This window comes from Streptomyces puniciscabiei (genome assembly GCF_006715785.1).
Taxonomy (GTDB): Bacteria; Actinomycetota; Actinomycetes; order Streptomycetales; family Streptomycetaceae; genus Streptomyces; species Streptomyces puniciscabiei.
This window is the reverse complement of record NZ_VFNX01000009.1, coordinates 1-21,479: the sequence shown is the minus strand read 5'-3', so window position 1 is coordinate 21,479 and position 21,479 is coordinate 1. Positions and strand designations below refer to the sequence as shown.

Genomic DNA, 21,479 nt, shown 5'->3' with positions numbered 1-21,479 from the left:
CGTGGAGGCCGACCGCCGGTCGGGCTCCGGGACACGGTCCCCGAAACGGCCGTCCGCGCGGATGTGATGACTGACCGGGGTGTCGGCGGACACGGGCGCCCAACGCGACCGGGGAGGGCGCGCAACAGCGCGGAGCGAGCGCCGGGGCTTCGGCGGACCAGGCCATCGGCCTGTTGTGGGCGCACTCGAAAAGGGCTGCGTCGTGACGGCCCAGGAGGGTGGGGCACGCAGACGTGGCAGGAAAGGTTGGAGGAGCGATGGGAATAATCACTGAGGACATGCGGCAGATCGTCACCAGCGCCAAGCTGGCGTTCGTTGCGACGGTCTGCGAGGACGGCTCTCCGAACCTCTCCCCGAAGGGGTCCGTGCGCGTCTACGACGACGATCACCTGGTATTCATGAACATGGCCTCGCCCAATACGGTGGAGAACCTGCGGCACAATCCGCTGGTTGAGGTCAACGTGATCGACTTCCTGCTCCGGCGGGGTTACCGCTTCAAGGGAACGGCCGAGATCCGCGGGGAAGGCGACCCGGTGTACGACTGGTCCCGCCAGTGGGTGCTGAACACCCACGGCGATCCCATCTACCCGTGCCACGAGGCCGTACTGATCAGGGTGGACCGGGTGCTGCGGGTGGACTCTCCCGCGTACACGTTCGGGCACGCGAACGAGGATGACCTGAAGCATGAGTGGGCCGCCAACTACGGTGTGACATACCTTTGATGCGACATCGGACCACCTGTCCCGCATGGCCGGCCGCAGACCGTGGTCTGCGCCGGCCGGCCGCCGGAGTACGAGCGTCCGCCGAAGGGCTCGGCGGCGGACGCGGTCAGGGTGCAGATCCGCAAGCTTTTGCGGGAGACGCCGACGATGCCGGCGACGGTGATTGTGGAGCGGATCGGCTGGCAGCGGGGGAGGACGGTTCCTCAAGGAACGTGTTGTGTGTGAGCTCGGGCCGGCGTGTTTGCCGGTGGTCCCGGTGTCCCCGACGACGTATCGGCCGGGCGAGCCGGCCCAGTGTGACCTGTGGTTCTCCGAGGCGGACAGCCCGCTCGGCCATGGGTAGACGGGCCGGCCGCCGGTCTTGGTGATCGCCGCGAGCATGCTGCCCTGCCCCCGCGGCGGACCGGGGACCTGATCCCGGCCCCGGTCCGGGAACGGCTGGCGATCGCCACCGCGGAGTACAACAATTGCACCTACTGCCTCTCCGCCCACACCTGCATAGGGGCGCATGTCGCCGAGGTCGACGCCGAGGATCCGGAGCGTGCCCGCCACGCGGAGTCCGCCGGCCCGCACGGGGCCGCGCTGCCGGCCCTGTCCGACGCCCGCGGCCGCGGCCACATCGGCGAGACGCAGCTCAAGGCTGCCCGGGCCGCGGGCGTCACTGACGCCGAGATCGCCGAGATCGTGGGCAATCCGGCGTTGAACATCCCCACGAACCACTTCAACGTGCTCGCCGATACCGACAACGAATGGCCGGTCGTCAGCCCGCACACCCACGGCTGACCGGCGCGCCCCGGCCTGGCCGACGAGCCCCCCGGCATCCGCGACCAGAGCCGAGGGGCGGCGTCAGCACCGCCTCGACCGTCGTCAGGCACTTCCAGGATTGTGAGGAAGAACATGAGCGAACCGCACGAAACTCCCACAGACGTCCCTTACGACGTGGTCGTGCTGGGCGCGGGCCCGGTCGGTGCGAACGTCGCCGACCGCGCCCGTGCCGCCGGTCTCTCCGTAGCGGTCGTGGAACGGGAGCTGGTCGGCGGTGAATGCGCGTACTGGGCGTGCGTGCCCAGCAAGGCGCTGCTGCGGCCGGTCCTCGCGGTCGCCGACGCACGCCGCGTGGACGGCGCCCGGCAGGCCGTCACCGGCCGGATCGACACCGGGGGCGTCTTCGCCCGCCGCAACCGCTATGTCTCCGACTGAGACGACTCACGACAGGCTCTGTTCCTCAAGTCCATCGGAGCCGACCTCTTCCGTGGCCACGGCCGTCTCGACGGGCCCCGACGCGTCAGCGTCACCCGTGACGACGGCGCCCGACAGACCCTCACGGCCCGGCACGCGGTGGCCATCGCCACCGGCAGCCGACCGGCGTTGCCCGGCATCCCAGGCATCGCCGAGGCCCGTCCCTGGACGAACCGGCACGGCACCGACTCCAGCACCGTGCCCGCCCGCCTCGCCATCATCGGCGGCGGCGGAGTCGCCATCGAGATGGCCACTCTCTGGCAGGGCCTCGGCGCCCAGGTCACCCTGCTCGCCCGCCGCCGATTGATCCCCCGCATGGAACCCTTCGCCGGCGAACTGGTCGCCCAGGGACTGGGCGAGGCGGGCGCGGACGTGCGGATCGACGTCCAGGTAACCGCCCTGCGCCGCCCGGACCCGCAGGGCCCGGTCACCCTCACCCTCGACGACGGCGGCGAGCTTCAGGCCGACGAGGTCCTGGTCGCCACCGGCCGCACCCCCGCCACCGACGACATCGGCCTGGACACGGTCGGCCTCACCCCCGGCTCCTGGCTGGAGGTGGACACCACCTGCCTGGTACAGGGGGTCGACGGCGACTGGCTGTACGCCCTCGGCGACGTCAACCATCGTGCCCTGCTCACCCACCAGGGCAAATACCAAGCTCGGACCGCGGGCGACGCCATCGGCGCCCGCGCTGCCGGCCGCCCGCTGGACGACACGCCGTGGGGCGACCACGCCACCACCGCCGACCAGCACGCCGTAGCCCAGGTCTTCTTCAGCGACCCCGAGGCGGCCGCGGTGGGCCTGAGCGCCGAACAGGCGGAGCGCGCCGGATACCGCATCAAGACCGTCGACCGCGACTTCAACGCCGCCCAGGGCGCCAACCTCTACGCCGACGGCTACCAGGGCCACGCCCGGCTGGTCGTCGACCTCGACCGGGAAGTCCTCCTCGGAGTGACCTTCGTCGGCCCCGGCGTCAGCGAGCTCCTGCACTCGGCAACCATCGCGGTCGCCGGCGAGATCCCGCTCAAACGGCTCAGGCACGCGATCGCCCCCTTCCCCACCGTCAGCGAGATCTGGCTCTTCCTCCTCGCCGCCTACCAGCGCGATCAGGAGACGCCGTAGACCACCGCCACCTGACACCCCGCCTGCCCCCGGCCAGGGTGGCTGGGAACTCCCCCGTGCTCAGCAGCCCACCAGGTGGTCAAGGACGGCGGCGACGTGCACGTCCTTGTGGGTGTCTACGCCGGGCACCACCGAAGGCGGCGTGGCCGGAGCCTCGGCAGCTTGGACGGCACGGAAGGAAGGGGGCATGTTGAGGGTGGTCACGGTGCTCTTGTTCGACGACGCGGTACCGATGGCCGGAGCCGGTCGGTGGAGCGGTCAGGACTGTGACGGTGCCTCCCAGGCCAAGGCCCCTATCGGGACACACTCAGCCGGCCCGGTGGCCGTACGCGTCGCTCCGGCCGGGCCGACAGATCAAACACAAGGCACAAGCAGCCAGCCAGAGTACGAGTCAGGCCGCGGCCGAAACGACACGCCATCATCCTCACAGCCCGAGTAGTGGGCCGTACCGCCTGTGACCCGGTCGATTCCGACAATCGACAGCAGTACGTGGTGTCGCACCCCCGCGCGCTCCTCGGCGACGAGAAGATTTCTCGTGGCAGTGCCGAAATAGACGCGTCGACAGACTGCGGCACGACCCCTTCGGCTTCAGCCGGCCCCCTCACCGCGCTAGGGATCCGACGCGCGGGTGACCATGAGGCGGGCGAAAGCGCAGATCAGATCGTGCCGCCAGGCCCAGGTAGCGAAGATGCGCAGGTGGAGGCGGCGGCCGCCGCGGGTGCCGCGGGCTGTGGCCGAGGCATGGGCGAGGAAGGTCGAGCGGCTTGCCGGGGCCCGTTCCTGGACCGTGACCGAGCAGCGTGGTCTCCACCACCGCCTCGCGCGCCTTGGCGGCCGACCAGCACCTCGAGCCGCTGGTCACGTCCCTGACCGCCCCCGTACGGTCGGCGCTTCGATCTGCGGGACGCCGACGATGCGGCCGACTACCAGGGCTCAGGCCGCCTCAACCCGCCGACCGTCGTGCTTCGTCACTGGGGAAGCGTGGCCGATAGCTGCGGGAGACCTCGTGCACCTTGCGGAGGCCAAGGAACCCGAGGACGACCGCGGTCAGGATGGCGATGGCGGAGGCGACCAGGTTCCGCAGGGTGTCCCCGGCGCCGGCGGCCTCGCAGACGACCGCGGCCAGCACGCCGGTGACGACGGAGTTGATGACGCAGACGACCACAGGTGAGCCGGACAGCCACTGCGTCACCCCGAGCCGGCGGCGGAAGCTGTAGGTCGTCCAGATCCCTGGCGGGTCGTCGTGGTGGCTCGCGATGAAGTACGGCTCAAGCTCCGGTGCGAGCTCGACGTATGCGTGCCGCAGCCGGTTCATGCCGATGATCAGCCAGGTGTCCTCGATGTCCGCCTCGATCAGGCGGAAGTACGTCCCGAACCCGACGAGCAGGACAACTGGCAGCACCAGCAACGCGAACGTCGTGAATGCGGACCCGAACTGGGTCGCGTTGGCCACCAGCGAGAGCGCCACCACCGCGGCCGACAGCACCGTCAGATACGTCCCGGTGCGGCTGAAGATCTCCTGCCACGTCATGTTCCGCGTCGCCAGCAAACTCCAGTGCTCGGTCGCCAGAAATTGCGCATGCGGCGTCCCGGCATCAACACCCTTGAGCTCTCTCATCCCCCGAGTGTGACCTCAGTCGTCGAAGAGTTTGAAAGGGCCCGCCGGTGCTGTCAGCAGTGAGTGCGACGAAGAGCTTGCCACGGGGGAGGTCATCGGTTGAGATGCGCGGGCCGGATACTGCCGGGAAGCACGCCCATCCCGCGACCACAACCGGCACGTTCGCCTGGTATGGCCTCTCGGTCGCCATGCAGCGGGGCAGGGGGTCACGGCAGCTGCAAGGTACGGATCGACATCAGCGTGAGCTGTAGCCCGCGGGGTCGGTCGACGAGCAGCGCCTCGCACTCCGAGCACGCTGGGCAGCGCACCACCATGCCGGGACAGCGCAGGTAGACCCGGGTCTCGGCGACGCGGTGCCGATCGCCGCACGCGGCGCACTCCAGGACGATGGTGCTTGCCTCCCGGCCCAGGACCAGCGACAACGCTCCGGCGACGGCGTTGCCGTCCACGTGGCCGTCCTCTGGATGCACCGAGAGGGGGTCTTCCTCTGTGTTCACGTCGGGGCTCCTATCCGAACCTCTCTGTCCTCAACAGATCAGTGTCCGCGCCGGCGTCGGTCAGTGCGCGTGCAGTGTCCTCCACGAATGTGGTCGGGCCGCACACGTAAACCCGCAGCCGCGGCTCGCGAACGCCACCGGAGCCAAGCAGCGCACTCAGCTGAGCGGCTCTCAGCCGGCCGTACTCGAATCCCGGCGCCCGTTCCCGGGTGAGCCGAACGGTGGTCTCCGGCCCGCCGGGACTGCTCAGCTCGTCGCCGAAGATGACCCGATCGGCCGTACGCGCGGAGTACACCAGTCGCACGGGGGTGCCGTGAGCGCGGGCGGCACGCCAGATCGCGCGCATCGGCGCGATGCCGGAGCCGCCGGCCACCAGAAGCAGCGGTGCGTCGTCGTCGGGCTCCCACACGAAGTAGCCCCCTACCGGTCCCATGACCTCCAGGACATCACCGTCACTGGCGATGTCGACCAGGTACGGGGACACCTCGCCGTCGTCCACGCGTTCCACGGTGATCTGCGGCGCCTCGTCAGGCGCGGAGGACAGTGAGTAACTGCGGGTGGCCTGGTACCCGTCCTCGGCGGTGAGCCGGACATCGACGTGCTGGCCGGCCACATGGCCCGGCCAGTCGGCGACGGTGAACCGGATGCTGCGCGCGGAGGCGGTTTCACGCGTTGTACCGGCGACGGTGACGGTTCGCCAGCCTTGGACAGGTCGCAATCGCGGTGGCATGGCTGATCGGTCAGCTCCCGTAGTAACGCTGCTCGAGGAACGGGTCACCGCGGTGGTGGTAGCCGGCGGTTTCCCAGAATCCCAGCTCGTCTTCGGGCATCACACGGATCCCGCGCAGCCACTTGGCGGACTTCCACAGATACAGGTGCGGCACCAGCAGCCGGACCGGCCCGCCGTGCTCGGCGGGGATGGGACCGCCCTCGAAGCCCACCGCGACGATCGCGTCGCGGTCCACCAGATCCTCCACCAGGAGATTCGTGGTGTAGCCGCCGTAGGAGGACACCAGCGCGTAGGGCTCGTCGGCCACCCCCGCGTCCTCCAGCACGGCCGCCACCGGAACGCCCTGCCAGGTCGTCCTCAGTTTGGACCAGTGCGTGACACAGTGGATGTCAGTCGTCAGGTCCACTACGCCGAGACCGCGAAGCGATTCCCATGCGTAGGTCCGCTCCGTGGTCCCGTCAGTGACCACCAGCTCCCACGCCCGGTTCGGTACATGCTGGGTCGGCCCCGCCGTGAGCACGGGGAAGTCGTCGGTGACGTACTGCCCCGGAGGGACCGCGCCTTCCGTGCGTCGAGGACGGCCTGTGAATCCCCGCGTAACCATGAGTCACTCACCACCCTTCGTATGGGAAGGCTAACCGGATGTGACCATTCGTGCCCGCCGTGGCCATCGCCCCGAAGCGACCAACACAGTCGGCTGGGCCATCGCCGATGCCCGGCATGGATCACTCAGGACGTCGCCCTCCCCGCCGGCCCGACGTGGTCGGCGCCCGGTCGCTGCCGTGTGCGCTGCTCACTGCCCCGTGCGCCATGCCTGTACGTAGTCCGTAGTACAGCCAGGGGCGTACGTCGCCGTGGCCGCTCACCTCGAATCCCGCGTCCACGATGAGGCCATCCAGGAGATCCACCCGGTGGTGGGCCATGGCGTGCCCGGCTCCGCCGTGCACCAGACGGCGGCCGATCACGCTCTTCGGCGGGCGGAACTCCACCACCAACAGCCGTCCGCCGGGCCGCAGGACGCGGTGTATCTGGCGCAGGGCGGTGGGCCGGAGGTCTTCCGGCAGGTGATGGAGCATCAGGCTGGTGACGACCGTGTCGTAGGAGGCGTCCGGCTGGTCGACGGCTCCAAGTCCGCCCTCTACCGCGAGGCCCTGGACCACGCTACCCACGCGGTCTCCGCGCTCCTGCACCAGGCCGCGGACGCGGGCCGCCCGGTGCCCGAAGTGCTCGCGTCCTTCCTCGACCCGGCCCACATGGACCGTTTCCACCAGCCCGGCGCACACGGCTTCCTCTTCGCCGACGCGACCGCGCGGGCCCACGACCTGGAACTCGGCGCGTCCCTGCGCCAGGTCCACCAGCATTTCGCCGACACGCTCGCCGACCTGCACCGCCGCGGCCAGGCGGCCGGCGACGTGCGGGACGACATCGACGCTCACACCGCAGCGTGGTGGCTCATCTCGGTTCTGGCGGGCCGCCCCTTCCGTGCGGCGGTGGTTTCCGACAGCGACAGACTCGAGGCCGACGGGCGAGGCGGTGCTCCATCGGGAAGAACGGACAGGTACCGCACCAGCGAGTGCTGCAGCTGGGGTGGTGCTTCACATCGCGGTGACGTTGGCGGCGATACCGGATTCCACCGAAGTGCCCATCGAAATGCTCGGTCACTCTGTGAACATCATCGCTCAGCGATCCGCACGTGCACGCCCCTTCTGATCGTTGGGGACTTGGCATTTCAATGGGGCGTGCGGGGTGACCGTGTCGCGTCTGCAGCTGTCAGGTCTCCCGGCGCTCGCTCAGAGCAGTGCTAGGCCCCTCGCCGCTGCTGTCCGCGATGACTGGCCGGAACTGGGCAGGGAGGCCGTCCAAGCGGTCAGGACCGGCCGCGGCGGCCACGGCAGGGGCTGCCTCGGCCAACCAGATGCGAAACCGCTCGGCGGCTTCGCTGTAGGGGACGTGAGCCAGGACACGGTGTTCCCCGGAGGGGCAGAAGTCGACGGTTGCAAGCGACCATCTTCGATGCATGTCGTCAGTCCGTCGCGAGCCAGCCCAGTCGTCTGTGCTGTGGAGGGTAGTCTCCGCGCCGACTGCGGGGCGACGTTCCTCCCACTCCACCTGAACTTGTTGGGTTCTCACAACGCCCCGGGCGTTCGGCATGCGATCACTAGCCCCCAGGGTCAATCGGCTCCCGAGGGCAGCATCGGCTGACAGCGCCATGCAGTCGACCTATCCGCGAGGCCGGGCTCCACGCGACGACCACACAGCTTGACCCCGCCCTGACTACCTGTCAGTAAAGTCAGCATTGGGTCAGCATTCGTCCGGCCAAAGCGGCCTTCAGATGCCCACACGTTGGAAACGCGAGATGCCCTCGGAGGCGTCCGTGCGGCAGCATCCGATGGCCTAGCCGCCACAGATACTCTTTGCGAGGCGGGCGCCGAGATCGTCTCGAACCTACCTGACCGGAAGACCGGATACTCCCAGGTCAGCGCGCCCTTCCGCGTGGTTTCAACGGCACCGGCGGCAGCTCGGGTGCTGGCAGTGGAGCTCCGTCGTAGCCCTTCACCTCGCCGAATCGGACCCCCTTCATCCACTCCTCGCGAGCCTGTACGATCTCCTCCTGGGAGCGGGCGACGAAGTTCCACCACATGATCAGCTCCTCCGCGAACGGCTCGCCGCCCAGCAGCATGACTCCGGCGTCCGACTCGGCGCGCAGCGGGAGTTCGGAGCGGCCGCAGCCGAGGTAGAGCAGGGAACCGGGCAGCACCGGTACGCCGTCCACGTGCACCTCGCCGGACATGGCAAGGACGCCGTACTCGAAGTCGGGCTCCAGGGGCAGCCGTACGTCGGCACCCCGGGTGAGGGTGAGGTCGGCGCCGGCGATCGGGGTGTACGTCGTACCGGGGGAGGGAGTGCCGTCGAGGCTGCCCAGGAGCACCGTGGCGGTCAGGCCGGGCGCGCTGAGCGTGGGCAGGTCCGGGTGGTACTCGAAGTGCGGGGCGGTGTGGCGGTGCTCGTCGGGCAGTGCGACCCACAGTTGCGCGCCGTGCAGGAAACGGGCGTGCGGGCGCGGGCTCTCCTCGGAGTGGCTGATCCCGCGGCCCGAGGTCATCAGGCCCAGCTGCCTGGGCCTGATCGTCTGCAGGCTGCCCGTCGAGTCGCGGTGCAGCACCTCACCCTCGTGCAGCCAGCTGACCGTCTGCAGCCCGATGTGCGGATGCGGCGGGACCTGCATGCCGGGCTCGTCGGCGATGTCGTCCGGCCCGTAGTGGTCCACGAAGGCCCACGCGCCGATCATGCGACGGCCGAGGTTCGGCAGCAGCCGGCGCACCTCGGTCGACTCGCCCAGCCGGACACGACGGGGGCTCAGCAGTTCGCGGACGGGCTCGGCCACGACGAATCCGCGGCCGCCGCAGACACTGGGCACGGGCGCGCGGTCAAGATTGCTCATGGCGCCCAACTTAGCGGGGCGGGCGTCGTACCGGTGAGTGCGGAAACACGCGTTTTCCTGGTTGAGCCAATCAACTGATTTACATTCGGGTGCCGCATGCCGAGGCGGCTACACCGTCGACGCGCCGGGGGAGGGGACGTACGTCCTCGTCGCCTCCGTCGCGGGCCGCCACCCGCGGGCCGCCACCGTCGTCGTCGGCGCGCATCCGGTCTCGAGCGACCTGTTGCTCGGCGGCACCGCCGGGCCGGCCGACGTGGTGCGGGCCGCGGACGGCGGGGAGCCGGTCACCGGGGCGGTGGTGGTCGCCGCCGGTGTGCGTGGTGAGGTGCCGGCGACAGTACGGACCGACGGACTGGGCGAGTTCAGCCTCACCGGTCCGGTACCGGGCACGATCACCCTCGCCGTCAGCTCAGCCTGGCACGGGCCGCTCGCCCTGCCCGTGGAGATCGGCGGTGCCGCCGTCACCCGGGTAGCGGCCGAACTGCGGCCCGGCGCCCGGGCGGACCGGTCGGCGACGCCCGGGTGGCCCTGCTGGAGGTCACGGGCAACGTCGTGGCGACGGCCACCACGACATCGAACTCGCCCACCGGGGGGCGTAGTTCGCACCTGCCGGGGCAGCGGTGCACGGGCCGGAACTCATGGTTGCGGTGCGCTCGGTGACGGTTCGGCCGTGGACGAGGCGACCGGACTCGGGACCGCGGACGGCGTGCCGGTCGTCGGACGCGCAGGGCGGGCCGGCTCGATCGGGCGGGACCGGCCGCCGTGCACCGTGAAGAACACAAGCGCGGCGACGGCGGCCAGCGCCAGCGCACTGACCACGACCCGGCGCAGCAGCACCCGGCGGGACCGTACCACCGCCGTCGGCGGGCGCAGCGGCCGCAGGTCGGCGGGCCCGACGGAGTGCGCCCGTGCGGCCAGCGCGGCCCGCAGCCGCTCCTCGACCGGCGTCCCGGCCGTCCCGGTGGCGGACTCGTTCATCGCAGCCCCTCCAGACGTCGGCCGAGGGCGTCCAGGGCCCGGCTGGCCGTGGACTTGACGGCACCTCGCGACAGGCCGAGCGTCGTCGCGATCTCGGCCTCGCTCAGATGCGACCAGTAGCGCAGCACCAGAACCTCCCGCTGCCGCCGGGTCAGCGTGCGCAGCGCCGCGAGCACCTCGCGGTGGTCCTCGTGCAGCAGTACGTCCTCCTCGGCGCCGGGTGCGTGCCGCTCGGGTGCGGGGGTGTGCGCTCGTACGGTCCTGCGCCGGCGCAGCACCGACCGGGCCGCGTTGACGACGCTGGTCCTCAGATACGCCTCCGGGTCGTCGAGCGAGGCGAGCCGGTGGCCGTGCCGGCGGAAGAGCGCGGTGAAGGCGTCCTGCACGACGTCCTCGGCGGTGGGCAGATCGTCCACCAGCAGCACCGCGAGCCGGACCAGGGCGAGCCGACGGTGGTGGTACAACTCCTCGATGCCGGGTGGCTGTTCGGGAGCCACGGTGAGGCGGACCGCTCGGACCGCGCCGGTGGCGCCCGTACCGGGAGCCGGATCGGTGGGCGCGTCCGTACGGGCGCGGGCGAGGACGCAGGCGAGGACACGGGCGCGCAGTGCCTGGGTGAACCTCCGCCAGGGCGTGGGGCGTCGCGGGATGCCGGGCGCCCGGTCCCAGGGCAGGGCCGCCGTCGGCGGTGTGGCTGTCGTCATGGGTCTCCCGGAGCCGGAAGCGGGGCGCCGCCGAGCGCCGGCCCGCTTCCGGCCCTGCCTAGGTACTGCTGCTCAGCGGTGCTGGGGAAGGGACGCCGGCGTCGCGAGGCCGTGGTGCGGACCGTGCCCGGGCCGCGCCGGTGCGGGCACCGGGCTCGGGGTGGCGTGGGCGGGAGCCGACGGTACGGGACTCGGGGCGGCGTGCGTCGGCGCCGGCACAGGTGTCGGAGTGGCCGGTGCCGGCTTCGGAGTCGCGGTGCGGGCCGGTGACGGTACGGGGGACGGGGTCGCGGTGCGGGCCGGTGACGGTACGGGGGACGGGGTCGCGGTGCGGGCCGGTGACGGTACGGGGGACGGGGTCGCGGTGCGGGCCGGTGACGGTACGGGGGACGGGGTCGCGGTGCGGGCCGGCGAGGGTACCGGGGACGGGGTTGCCGTGCGTGCTGGTGACGGCACGGGGGACGGGGTCGCGTGGTTGCCGTCCTGGGCCGCCTGGGCGGTCATGGTGCCGGCGACAGCCAGGGCCGCGCCTATGGCGGAAACCCCCAGGGCGGCCCTCAGCCTGCGGGTACGGCCAGGGCGGGATGCACGGTGTGCGGACATGGGTTCCTTCGGTCGTTCGGGGTCGGACATCTGGTCTGAGTGGAGGCCTCCATCCCGACAGACGTCCGGCCCCGGCCGAGGTTGCAGGCGACGGCCGACCAATTTTTCCGCACCCGCCATCGCCGGGGTGCCGTCGAGCCGGATCGCCCGGATGAGGCCCGCTCTGGCACGCCGGTCTGCGGTCGGCGCCCGAGGACGAGGACGGGGGACAGGCCCAGCCGGGGGGCCGCGGCGGCGGTCAGCCGGGCGTGGTTGCTCTGCGGGGCGCCCGTGGTCACGTGCGTGTCCGCGCCCTCGGCGAGGGCCGCGCCCACCGTCCACTCCAGTTTGCGGATCTTGTTTCCGCCGCCGCCCAGACCGGTCAGGGAGTGGCTCACGGCGTACGCCCCTCGGTGCGGAGCAGGTGCGGCGCAGATGCGGACCGGCGCCGACCGGATGGTGATCCGGCGCCGGTCGACGTCGTTCGCGACCAGTCGATCACACCGGCAGCAGCCGGGCGATCAGCGCGCTGAGCTGACGGGCCGTACGGCACTCGTGCATCTCGACCAGCTCGGCGTACGCGGGCGCGGCCGAGTCGCCGCTGCCCCACCGGTCGCGAGGCTCGGGGTTCAGCCAGTACACGCGCCGCGCCCGCCCTGCGACCTCCCGTACGGCGGCCAGGTTCGGGTCGCTCATGTTCGTCCGGGCGTCACCGAGGACGAACACGGTCGTGCGCGGGCCCACCGCGGTGCCGTACCGCGCCGTGAACTCGCCGAGGGCCACGCCGTAGTCGCTGCTGCCGTGCCAGCCGGTGAGCGTGGCCTCGGCGTGGATGCGGGCGCCGAGCCCGTCGGGGTCGGCGCGGCCGTGGTCGAGCAGGCCGGTCACCTCGTCGAGCCGGTTGACGAAGGCGAACACGCGGACCTTGCTGAACTGGTCGTGCAGCGCCTGCACCAGCAGCATCGTGAAGTCGGAGAAGCCCGACACCGACCCGGACACGTCGCAGAGAAGCACCAGTTCGGGGCGGACCGGGCGGCGCCGGCGCAGCACCGGACGCATCGGCACCCCGCCCGTCGACAGCGAGGAGCGCAGGGTGCGGCGCAGGTCGACGGTGCCGCGCGCGGCCCGGCGCCGGCGTGCGGCGAGCCGGGTGGCCAGCTTGCGCGCGAGCGGCTGGACCGCCCTGCGCAGCTCGGCCAGTTGGTCCCGGTTCGCGGACAGGAAGTCGACCCGGTCCGCGGTCGGCACGACACCGCGCCGGGCGATCTCGTCCCGCCCGCGCCGCTCGGCGACCCGGCGCCGCGCCTCCGCCCCGACCATCCGCCGGAACTCCTCGATACGGCGCCGGATCTCGTCGTCCAGCAGCCGGTCCGCGAAACCGGCCCCGGTCCTGGCGCCGGTCCCCTCGCGGCCCCGTACATCCGCCCGCACCCGGGCCAACAGGGTCTGCGGACGCAGTCGGTCCAGCGTCTGGTAGGCCGACCAGCCGTCCGAGCCGGGTGAACTGCCGTAGCCACCCAGGCCGTCGACCGCCTCCGCCGCCAACTGGGCCATCAGCGCCTGGTCGTCGGTGGCCAGCGCCTCGGCCAGCCGGTCGCGCAGCTCGTCCCGGCCGGCGCCGCCGGGGCGGTGGAGGCCGCCGACCGTGCGCGGGAAGTACAGGTCGAAGACCGGGTCGAACACCGCGCGCTGAGCGGGCCCGTGCAGCAGCGTCGCGGCCAGCCCCTCGCGCAGCCGCTCCCGGTCCGTGAGCCCCAGCGCCTCCACCGCGCGGGCCGCGTCCACGGTCTCGCCGGTGCCGATCCGCACGCCGTGCGCGCGCAGCGCCCCGACCAGCCCGGTGATCCGGTCTGCGACCGCGGTCACAGCGCGTCCAGGTCGAGCTTCGCCGCCGCCTTCTGGATGTCGTCCTGATGCTTGAGGATCACCCCGAGGCTGTCCCGTACGACCGTCTCGTCCAGGGTGTCGGCGCCCAGCGCCAGCAGGGTGCGCGCCCAGTCGATGGTCTCCGCGACGGACGGCACCTTGCGCAGGTCCATCGCGCGCAGCGCCCCGACCACCCGGACCACCGACTCGGCCAGCGCCGCGGTCAGGCCCGGCACCTTCAGCCGTACGATCCGCCGTTCCAGCTCCTCCTCGGGGAAGCCGATGTGCAGGAACAGGCAGCGGCGGCGCAGGGCCTCGGACAGCTCCCGGCCGGCGTTGGAGGTGAGGACGACGAACGGGCGGCGGGTCGCGGTGACCGTGCCCAGCTCCGGGACCGTGATCTGGAAGTCGCTGAGCACCTCCAGCAGCAGTCCCTCCATCTCGACGTCGGCCTTGTCGGTCTCGTCGATCAGCAGCACCGTCGGCTCCGCACTGCGGATGGCGGTGAGCAGCGGGCGGGGGAGCAGGAACTCCTCGCTGAAGATGTCGGTGCGGGTCTCGTCCCAGCTCTCGTCGCGGCCCGCGCTGATCCGCAGCAGCTGCTTGGCGTGGTTCCACTCGTACAGCGCGCGGGACTCGTCCACGCCCTCGTAGCACTGCAGCCGGACCAGCCGGGCTCCGGCCACCTGGGCGACCGCCTTGGCCAGCTCGGTCTTCCCGACCCCGGCCGGGCCCTCCACCAGCAGCGGCTTACCGAGCCGGTCGGCGAGGAACACGGTCGTGGCGACGGCGGGCGAGGCGAGGTAGCCGGTCTCGGCGAGGCGGGCGGAGACGTCGTCGACGGACGTGAACAACGGGGCCTCCGGCAGGTCGGTAGCAGGGTCCGGACTCCTATCTAAGCGCTTGTTCAGTCGCCGTGTCACGTGGACCGGCTCGCTACGGCCGGCCCGCCGAGCGATATACACCGATCGGTTTCCATTCGTCCGCGCCTCCGGTTAACCTCGCTGCATGGCTTCCCCCGACAAGGTGTCCCCGCGCGACCGGCTGCTCGACGCGGCCGCCCGGCTCTCCTACCGCGAGGGCGTCTCCGTCGGCATCGAGGCGCTGTGCCGCGAGGCGGGCGTCTCCAAGCGTTCGATGTACCAGTTCTTCCCGAGCAAGGACGCGATGCTGGCCGCGGGCCTGGAACGCCGCATCCCCTGGTACGACGCCCAGCTCGCACATCCCGACCCGGAGGCCGCCACCCCGCGCGAGCGCATCCTGTACGTCTTCGAACGTCTTGAGCAGGCCTCCGTGGCCGCCGACTACCACGGCTGCCCCTATCTGGCCGTCCTGGTGGAGCTGAAGGACCCAGGGCATCCGGCGACCGAGGTCGCCCGGCGCGTCAAGGAGCGGCTGGCCGGGACCCTTCGCGCCGAGGCGGAGCGCGGCGGCGCCCGTGACCCCGAGCTGCTCGCCCGCCAGCTCCTCCTGATCTTCGACGGCGCCAGCGCGCGGGCCGGTGCCGGGGTGGAACGCCTGGACGACGGACTGGCGACGGCCACGGCGACGGCGCTGCTGGATGCGGCGGGGGTGCACTAGCAGCGCCCCGGAGGGGCGCCGGCTGTGTCCGGATGGGCGGCTGCCGAAGCGTGGGCGCGAGAGCCCCCGGACGACTGCCTCGCGCACAACGCATGGATCTGCGGTGCCTGTCTGAGCACCCGCCGCTGGATCCTGCGCTGGAGGCCGCGGTCACACCCGCCACGTCCGCGGCCCGCATGCCGCCGATCTCCACCGTCGCCCCTACGCGGTACACGCCGTGGTCGTTGTGGGGGAAGTTCGGTACGACGTTGACCGCCTTGCCCGCCGCGATTCCCGCCCCCCGGTCCGATCGCCTCCACCACCCCGGAGGCCTCGTTGCCCAGCCGTGCCGGAGGTGACGCCGGATCAGCTCAGCAGGATCACTTCCAGCGTGCGCGGACCGTGCACGCCCTCCACCCGGTCCAGCTCGATGTCGCTCGTGGCCGACGGGCCGGAGATCCAGGTCAACGGGCGGGCCGGGTCGAGGCGTTCGAGGGCCTGCGGGACCGAGGAGACCACCTGGTCCGGCACCCGGACGACACAGATGTGGTGGTCGGGGATGAGCGAGATACGGCGCCGGCCCTGGTCGGGGGAGCCGTCCAGGACGATCGTGCCGGTCTCGGCGATCGCCACGGCACACCCCGTCACCACACTGCCGACCCGGTCCAGCCGCTGCGCTGTGCTCACCGCCCGGTCATGGATCCGCACCGGGTCGGCGGCGGCCAGCCACGCCGGTGGCAGCCCCGGCGGTACCAGCACCTCCTGCGAGCCACGCCGGGCCAGCAGCCGCATGACGAGATGCGGCATCTCCTCGTCGGTGGCGCGGTGCACGATCGCCCGGTAGTCCGCCAGGTTCTCCGCCAGCAGCTCCACCGTCTGCCCGGTCGTACGGCCGCCGTGCTCCCGCAGATAGTCCCGGCCCACGGCCTCCTCGTACGGCCGCTCGTCCGGCGCCACATCGGCGAGCGCGCGCCGTACCCGGCCCAGGATCCGTTCCCTGCTGCTCACTTGGCGCCGTCCTTTCCACCACGGGTGCGCTGCCACCAGTCCCGGAACGGTTCCGCCGGTACGGCGGGCAGGTCCCGGGTGGCGCTCCACGCCTTGCCCGGGCCCGGCAGGGTACGGGGGTGAAGCCGGCGGGTGCGGGAGGCGAGGCGCTGGCCGGTGCGCAGGGCGCCGGGGTGGGTGAACGCCCAGCGTGCCGCGCGCATGGCCGCCCGCTCGGCGGCGTGCCCCTTGGCCGGTTTCAGCAGCACCCTGTTGCCCTGCCGGACCGCCGGACCGCCCTCCACCACCCGCTCCCGCAGGTGCACCAGCACCTCGGGGATGTCGATGGCGACCGGGCAGACCTCGTAGCAGGCGCCGCACAGCGACGAGGCGTACGGCAGCGAGGCGTCGATCTCGCTCGCGGTGCCCCGGAGTTGGGGGCTGAGGATCGCGCCGATCGGACCGGGATAGACCGAGCCGTAGGCGTGTCCGCCCGCCCGCTCGTACACCGGGCACACATTCAGGCAGGCGGAGCAGCGGATGCAGCGCAGGGCCTGGCGGCCGACCCGGTCGGCGAGGGTGTCGGTGCGGCCGTTGTCGAGCAGGACGAGGTGGAAGGTCCGGGGGCCGTCGCCGTCCGTGGTGCCGGTCCACATCGACGTGTAGGGGTTCATGCGCTCGGCGGTGGAGGAGCGGGGGAGGGTCTGCAGGAAGACCTCCAGGTCCCGCCAGGTGGGGACGATCTTCTCGATGCCGACGACCGAGATGAGCGTCTCCGGCAGGGTCAGGCACATCCGGCCGTTGCCCTCGGACTCCACGACGACGAGGGTGCCGGTCTCGGCGACCATGAAGTTGGCGCCGGAGATGCCGACCTTGGCGCGCAGGAACTTCTCCCGCAGGTGCAGCCGCGCGGCCTCGGCGAGTTCGGCCGGAGTGTCGGTCAGGTCCTCGGGGGCGGGGCGGCCCCACGCGGCCATCTCGGAGCGGAAGATGTCCCGGATCTCACCCCGGTTGCGGTGGATGGCCGGCACCAGGATGTGCGAGGGCCGGTCCTTGCCCAGCTGCACGATGAGCTCGGCGAGATCGGTCTCGTAGGCCCGGATGCTCTCCTTCTCCAGGGCTTCGTTGAGCCCGATCTCCTGTGTGGCCATCGACTTGACCTTGACGACCTCCGACTCGCCGGTCGCCTTGACCAGGTCGGCCACGATGCGGTTGGCCTCGTCGGCGTCCGCGGCCCAGTGGACGGTACCGCCCGCCGCGGTCACCGACTCCTCCAACCGCTCCAGGTAGCGGTCGAGATGGCGCAGCGTGTGGTCCTTGATCCGGCGGCCCGCCTCGCGCAGCTCCGCCCAGTCGTCCAACTCGGCCACCGCACGGGCCCGTTTGGCGCGGATGGTGTGGGTCGCGTGCCGCAGATTGCCCCGCAGGGTCGTGTTGTCCAGGGCGTCGTGAGCCGCCTTCGGAAAGGCCGGCATGCCGACGAACGTTCCGCTCATGCCGCCGGTTCCTCCTCCGTGCTCGCCAGGATCTCCGCGATGTGCACCGGCCGCATGCCCACCTCCAGGCGGCTCATGGTGCCGCCGATGTGCATCAGACACGAGTTGTCCGCCGCGCACAGCACCTCGGCCCCGGTCGACTCGGCGTTGCGCACCTTGTCCGTGCCCATCGCGGCCGACACCTCGGCGTTCTTCAGCGCGAACGTGCCACCGAAACCGCAGCACTCCTCGGCACCCGGCAACTCCAGCAGCTCCAGGCCCTTGACGGCCTGCAGCAGCCGGTGCGGCCGGTCGCCCAGCCCGAGGCCGCGCAGCCCGTGGCAGGTGGGGTGATAGGTGACCTTGTGCGGGTAGTAGGCACCGACGTCCGTCACCCCCAGCACGTCCACCAGGAACTCGGTCAGCTCGTACGTCTTCGGCACCACCGGCGCCAGCGTCCGCGCCAGCGAGTCCCCGCGGCCCTCGGCGCGCGCCCGCTCGCCCATCCGCGGATACAGCTCCCGCACCATCGCCCCGCAGGATCCGGAGGGAGTGACGATCGCGTCGTACTCGCGGAAGACATCGGAGAAGTGCCGGGCCAGCGGCTCGGCGTCGTGCCGGTAACCGGTGTTGTAGTGCGCCTGCCCGCAGCAGCTCTGGCCCTTCGGGAAGTCGATGTCGACACCCAGTCTGGTCAGCAGCTTCACCACGGCACGGCCGGTGTCCGGATAGAGCGTGTCGTTGACACAGGTCAGGAACAGGGCGACACGCATCGCGGCTCCTCGGGGTCGGTCATCGGACGAGTGCAGGGTAGTCGGCGAACACCGCCGAAGGGAGACCGCCGCTCACCGTGTGGCGAGCCGCGCCGCGGCCTCCCGCCAGCGGGCGCCGTCGCCACGGGGCGCGTACCGGGTCAGCGGCTGTGTGCGGCTGAGCAGCCGGCGCATCGCGGGCAGGCCGCCGACGAGCCCGTGGGCGCGCGCCTGGACCAGGACGTTGCCGAGGGCCGCCGCCTCCGTGGCGCCCGCGACCACGGGCAGCCCGCAGGCGTCGGCGGTCAGCTGGCACAGCAGCGCGTTGCGGGTGCCGCCCCCGACGAGGTACACCACGTCCACCGGATGGTCGGCCAGCCGCTGTGCGTCCTCGACGGCCCGTCGGTGGGCGAGGGCCAGCGAGTCCAGGACGCACCGGGTGACCTCGGCCCGCGTCTGCGGGACCGGCTGCCCGGACGCCCGGCAGGCCTCGGCGATCCGCTCCGGCATCCGCCCCGGCGCCAGGAACCTCTCGTCCCCGGCGTCCACCACCGAGCGCAGCGTGGGCACGGTACCGGCCTCACGCAACAGCAGCCCCAAGTCCGGCTCGCCCCAGTTCCGTTGGCACTCCTGGAGCAGCCACAGCCCCATGATGTTGCGCAGATACCGGACCGTGCCGTCGAGCCCCAGCTCGTTGGTGAAGTTCGCGTGCCGGCTCTCCTCGGTGAGCACCGGAGCGGTCAGCTCCAGTCCCGCCAGGGACCAGGTGCCGGTGCAGATGTAGGCGAAGGACTCACCGGTCGCCGGGACGGCGGCCACCGCGGAGGCGGTGTCGTGCGAGCCGACGGCCGTCACCGGCACGGGACCGGTCAGCCCGGTCTCCTCCAGCACCTCAGGGCGCAGCAGCCCGGCCGGATCACCGGGCTGCCGCAGCGGCGCGAACAGGGTGAGGTCGATACCGAGCCGCTCGGCGATGCCGTGTGCCCACGTCCGCGTCCGCGGATCGACGAGCTGGGTGGTGGACGCGTTGGTCAGCTCGGTGCCCTGCTCGCCGGTCAGCCAGTACGACACCAGGTCCGGGACGAGCAACAGCCGTTCCGCAGAGCACAGTTGGCGCCTCTCGCGGGCCGCCGTCAGCTGGTACAGGGTGTTGAAGGGCGCGTACTGGATGCCCGTCGCCGCGTACAGCTGGGCGGCCGGCACGGTCGCCCACACCTTCTCCGGCACACCCTCGGTGCGAGCGTCGCGATAGTGCACCGGGTTGCCCAGCAGGGCGCCGTCCCCGTCCAGCAGGCCGTAGTCGACGGCCCAGCTGTCGATGCCGACGGAAGCCACCTGGCCCGCCGCCCGCAGCCCGTCCAGGACCCCGCCGTACAGCGCGAGGATGTCCCAGCGCAGCCCCTCCGCGAGGCGCACCGGCCGGTTGCGGAACCGGTGCGCCTCGCTCAGCTCCAGCGAGTCCGGGCCGACCCGGCCGACCATCACCCGCCCGCTGGAGGCGCCGAGGTCGACCGCGGCGTACGCCTTCACGAGCCCGCTCACCGCAGGAACGCGGCCGCGACACCCGCGTCCACGGGGATGTGCAGGCCGGTGGTGTGGGTGAGATCGCCGCCGGTCAGCGCGAAGACGGCGTTCGCGACGTGATCCGGCAGCACCTCCCGCTTGAGGATGGTCCGCTGGGCGTAGAACTCGCCCAGCTTCTCCTCCGGCACCCCGTAGACCGCGGCCCGCTGTGCGCCCCAGCCGCCCGCGAAGATCCCGGAACCGCGCACCACACCGTCCGGGTTGACCCCGTTGACCCGGATGCCGTGCTCGCCCAACTCGGCGGCCAGCAGCCGTACTTGATGGGCCTGGTCGGCCTTGGTGGCGGAGTAGGCGATGTTGTTCGGCCCGGCGAAGACGGCGTTCTTGGACGCGATGTACACGATGTCACCGCCCAGCCCCTGCGCGATCATCACCCGCGCCGCCTCCCGCGAGACGAGGAAGGAACCGCGGGCCATGATGTCGTGCTGCAGGTCCCAGTCGCGCGCCGAAGTCTCCAGCAGTGGCTTGGAGATGGAGATCCCGGCGTTGTTGACGACCAGGTCGACGCCGCCGAAGGCGAGCACGGCCGCCCTGAAGGCAGCGGCGATCTGCTCCTCGTCCGTCACGTCCACCGTGACGGCGACGGCCTTGTCGGGCCCGCCCAGCTCCTCGGCGGCCGTGGCGGCGTTGCCGCCGTCGAGATCCGCGACGACGACACACGCCCCTTCGGTCACCAGCCGGTGCGCGATCGCCCTGCCGATCCCGCTGCCCGCCCCGGTGACCAGGGCGACCCGGGTGGCCAGCGGCTTCGGCTTCGGCATCCGCCGGAGCTTGGCCTCCTCCAGCGCCCAGTACTCGATGCGGAACTTCTCCGACTCCTCGATCGGCGCGTACGCCGACACCGCCTCGGCGCCGCGCATCACCTGGATGGCGTTGACGTAGAACTCACCGGCCACGCGGGCGGTCTGCTTGTCCTTGCCGAAGCTGAACATGCCCACACCGGGGACGAGCACGATGGCCGGGTCGGCGCCGCGCATGGCGGGGGAGTCGGCGGCCGCGTGCCGCTGGTAGTAGGCGGCGTACTCCTCGCGGTAGGCCGCGTGGAGCTCCTGGAGCCGGGCGACGGCCTCCTCCAGCGGCGCGGTCGGCGGCAGGTCCAGCACCAGCGGCCGTACCTTCGTGCGCAGGAAGTGGTCGGGGCAGGAGGTGCCGAGGGCGGCCAGCCGGGGGTGCTCGGCGCGGGCGAGGAAGTCCAGCACGGCGTCGGAGTCGTCGAAGTGCCCGACCTGCGCCTTGTCCAGCGAGGCGAGCGCCCGCACGTACGGCGCGAGCGCCGCGGCCCGCTCCCGGCGCTCGGCCTCGGGAAGGGCCTCGTACCCCTCGATCACGGGCCCGAAGGGCTCGGCCTTCCCGCGCTCCGCCAAGAACGCCTCGGCAGTGCGGATGATGTGCAGCGAGTTGCGCTCGCACTCCTCGGAACTGTCGCCCCAGGCGGTGATGCCGTGCCCGCCCAGGATGCAGCCGACGGCCCGCGGGTTGGCGGCCTTGACCGCCGCGATGTCCAGCCCGAGCTGGAACCCGGGCCGCCGCCACGGCACCCACGCCACCGTGTCCCCGAAGCACTCGGCGGTCAGCTTCTCCCCGTCGGCCGCGCAGGCGAGCGCGATCCCGGAGTCCGGTG

At 71.9% G+C, this 21,479-nt stretch carries 19 protein-coding genes and 1 pseudogene; 4 read left to right on the top strand and 16 right to left on the bottom strand.

Features of this window, described 5'->3' with window-relative positions; translation table 11 throughout:
• Positions 1-257: 257 nt before the first annotated feature.
• The 3 genes and pseudogenes from FB563_RS42485 to FB563_RS42470 all read left to right on the top strand — a co-directional run bounded on the left by FB563_RS42485 (position 258) and on the right by FB563_RS42470 (position 3,083).
• Positions 258-722: a pyridoxamine 5'-phosphate oxidase family protein gene (locus tag FB563_RS42485; RefSeq protein WP_055705573.1), complete on the top strand. Its 465-nt coding sequence runs from the start codon at positions 258-260 to the stop codon at positions 720-722.
• Between the two features lie 303 nt (positions 723-1,025).
• Positions 1,026-1,505 (top strand): carboxymuconolactone decarboxylase family protein, encoded by a 480-nt coding sequence (locus FB563_RS42475; protein WP_055705572.1) that lies wholly within the window; start codon positions 1,026-1,028, stop codon positions 1,503-1,505.
• Between the two features lie 114 nt (positions 1,506-1,619).
• Positions 1,620-3,083, top strand: a pseudogene (locus FB563_RS42470) (dihydrolipoyl dehydrogenase family protein).
• A 60-nt stretch (positions 3,084-3,143) separates the two neighbouring features.
• Here FB563_RS42470 and FB563_RS43430 read toward each other — a convergent pair.
• The 11 genes from FB563_RS43430 to FB563_RS42395 form a co-directional block, all read right to left on the bottom strand.
• The gene (locus FB563_RS43430) at positions 3,144-3,287 is read right to left on the bottom strand and encodes a hypothetical protein (RefSeq protein ID WP_159045485.1); all 144 of its coding nucleotides are present in this window, start codon (positions 3,285-3,287) and stop codon (positions 3,144-3,146) included.
• Positions 3,288-4,026: 739 nt separating this feature from the next.
• Complete coding sequence (locus tag FB563_RS42460) at positions 4,027-4,701, bottom strand: hypothetical protein (protein ID WP_142219298.1); 675 nt, start codon at positions 4,699-4,701, stop codon at positions 4,027-4,029.
• Between the two features lie 206 nt (positions 4,702-4,907).
• Positions 4,908-5,198, bottom strand: a complete 291-nt coding sequence (locus FB563_RS42455) for a DUF6510 family protein (protein WP_079048703.1) — start codon at positions 5,196-5,198, stop codon at positions 4,908-4,910.
• Between the two features lie 10 nt (positions 5,199-5,208).
• A complete protein-coding gene (locus FB563_RS42450; RefSeq protein WP_234357697.1) occupies positions 5,209-5,916 on the bottom strand; it encodes an FAD-binding oxidoreductase in 708 nt (235 codons plus the stop codon).
• A gap of 22 nt (positions 5,917-5,938) precedes the next feature.
• Positions 5,939-6,532: a molybdopterin-dependent oxidoreductase gene (locus tag FB563_RS42445; protein ID WP_055705569.1), complete on the bottom strand. Its 594-nt coding sequence runs from the start codon at positions 6,530-6,532 to the stop codon at positions 5,939-5,941.
• A gap of 121 nt (positions 6,533-6,653) precedes the next feature.
• Positions 6,654-7,364: a class I SAM-dependent methyltransferase gene (locus FB563_RS42440; protein WP_055705568.1), complete on the bottom strand. Its 711-nt coding sequence runs from the start codon at positions 7,362-7,364 to the stop codon at positions 6,654-6,656.
• Positions 7,365-8,404: 1,040 nt separating this feature from the next.
• Positions 8,405-9,370 carry a pirin family protein gene (locus FB563_RS42430; RefSeq protein ID WP_055705566.1) on the bottom strand — a complete coding sequence of 322 codons (966 nt, stop codon included), beginning with the start codon at positions 9,368-9,370 and terminating at the stop codon, positions 8,405-8,407.
• 636 nt (positions 9,371-10,006) lie between these two features.
• Entirely contained in the window at positions 10,007-10,348 is a 342-nt protein-coding gene (locus FB563_RS42420; RefSeq protein ID WP_055705564.1) for a hypothetical protein, read from the bottom strand.
• Positions 10,345-11,052 (bottom strand): RNA polymerase sigma factor, encoded by a 708-nt coding sequence (locus FB563_RS42415; RefSeq protein ID WP_142219297.1) that lies wholly within the window; start codon positions 11,050-11,052, stop codon positions 10,345-10,347. The genes FB563_RS42420 and FB563_RS42415 overlap by 4 nt, the downstream gene beginning before the upstream one ends.
• 1,080 nt (positions 11,053-12,132) lie before the next feature.
• Positions 12,133-13,500 (bottom strand): vWA domain-containing protein, encoded by a 1,368-nt coding sequence (locus FB563_RS42400; protein WP_055710279.1) that lies wholly within the window; start codon positions 13,498-13,500, stop codon positions 12,133-12,135.
• On the bottom strand, positions 13,497-14,354 hold the full coding sequence (locus tag FB563_RS42395) for an AAA family ATPase (protein ID WP_055710280.1): 858 nt from the start codon (positions 14,352-14,354) through the stop codon (positions 13,497-13,499). The genes FB563_RS42400 and FB563_RS42395 overlap by 4 nt, the downstream gene beginning before the upstream one ends.
• A gap of 154 nt (positions 14,355-14,508) precedes the next feature.
• Here FB563_RS42395 and FB563_RS42390 point away from each other — a divergent pair, with 154 nt between their 5' ends.
• The gene (locus FB563_RS42390; protein WP_055710281.1) at positions 14,509-15,081 is read left to right on the top strand and encodes a TetR/AcrR family transcriptional regulator; all 573 of its coding nucleotides are present in this window, start codon (positions 14,509-14,511) and stop codon (positions 15,079-15,081) included.
• A gap of 345 nt (positions 15,082-15,426) precedes the next feature.
• On the opposite strand, the gene FB563_RS42380 is transcribed toward FB563_RS42390, so the two are convergent.
• From FB563_RS42380 to rhaD, 5 genes are all read right to left on the bottom strand, one after another.
• The gene (locus FB563_RS42380; protein WP_055710283.1) at positions 15,427-16,068 is read right to left on the bottom strand and encodes a LutC/YkgG family protein; all 642 of its coding nucleotides are present in this window, start codon (positions 16,066-16,068) and stop codon (positions 15,427-15,429) included.
• A complete protein-coding gene (locus tag FB563_RS42375) occupies positions 16,065-17,543 on the bottom strand; it encodes a LutB/LldF family L-lactate oxidation iron-sulfur protein (protein ID WP_055710284.1) in 1,479 nt (492 codons plus the stop codon). Before FB563_RS42375 ends, FB563_RS42380 begins: the two co-directional genes overlap by 4 nt.
• Complete coding sequence (locus tag FB563_RS42370) at positions 17,540-18,295, bottom strand: (Fe-S)-binding protein (protein ID WP_055710285.1); 756 nt, start codon at positions 18,293-18,295, stop codon at positions 17,540-17,542. The genes FB563_RS42375 and FB563_RS42370 overlap by 4 nt, the downstream gene beginning before the upstream one ends.
• A 72-nt stretch (positions 18,296-18,367) precedes the next feature.
• Positions 18,368-19,804: a rhamnulokinase gene (locus tag FB563_RS42365; RefSeq protein WP_055710286.1), complete on the bottom strand. Its 1,437-nt coding sequence runs from the start codon at positions 19,802-19,804 to the stop codon at positions 18,368-18,370.
• Between the two features lie 8 nt (positions 19,805-19,812).
• A partial coding sequence (rhaD, locus tag FB563_RS42360; RefSeq protein ID WP_142219295.1) for a bifunctional rhamnulose-1-phosphate aldolase/short-chain dehydrogenase occupies positions 19,813-21,479 on the bottom strand: 1,667 nt, incomplete at its 5' end.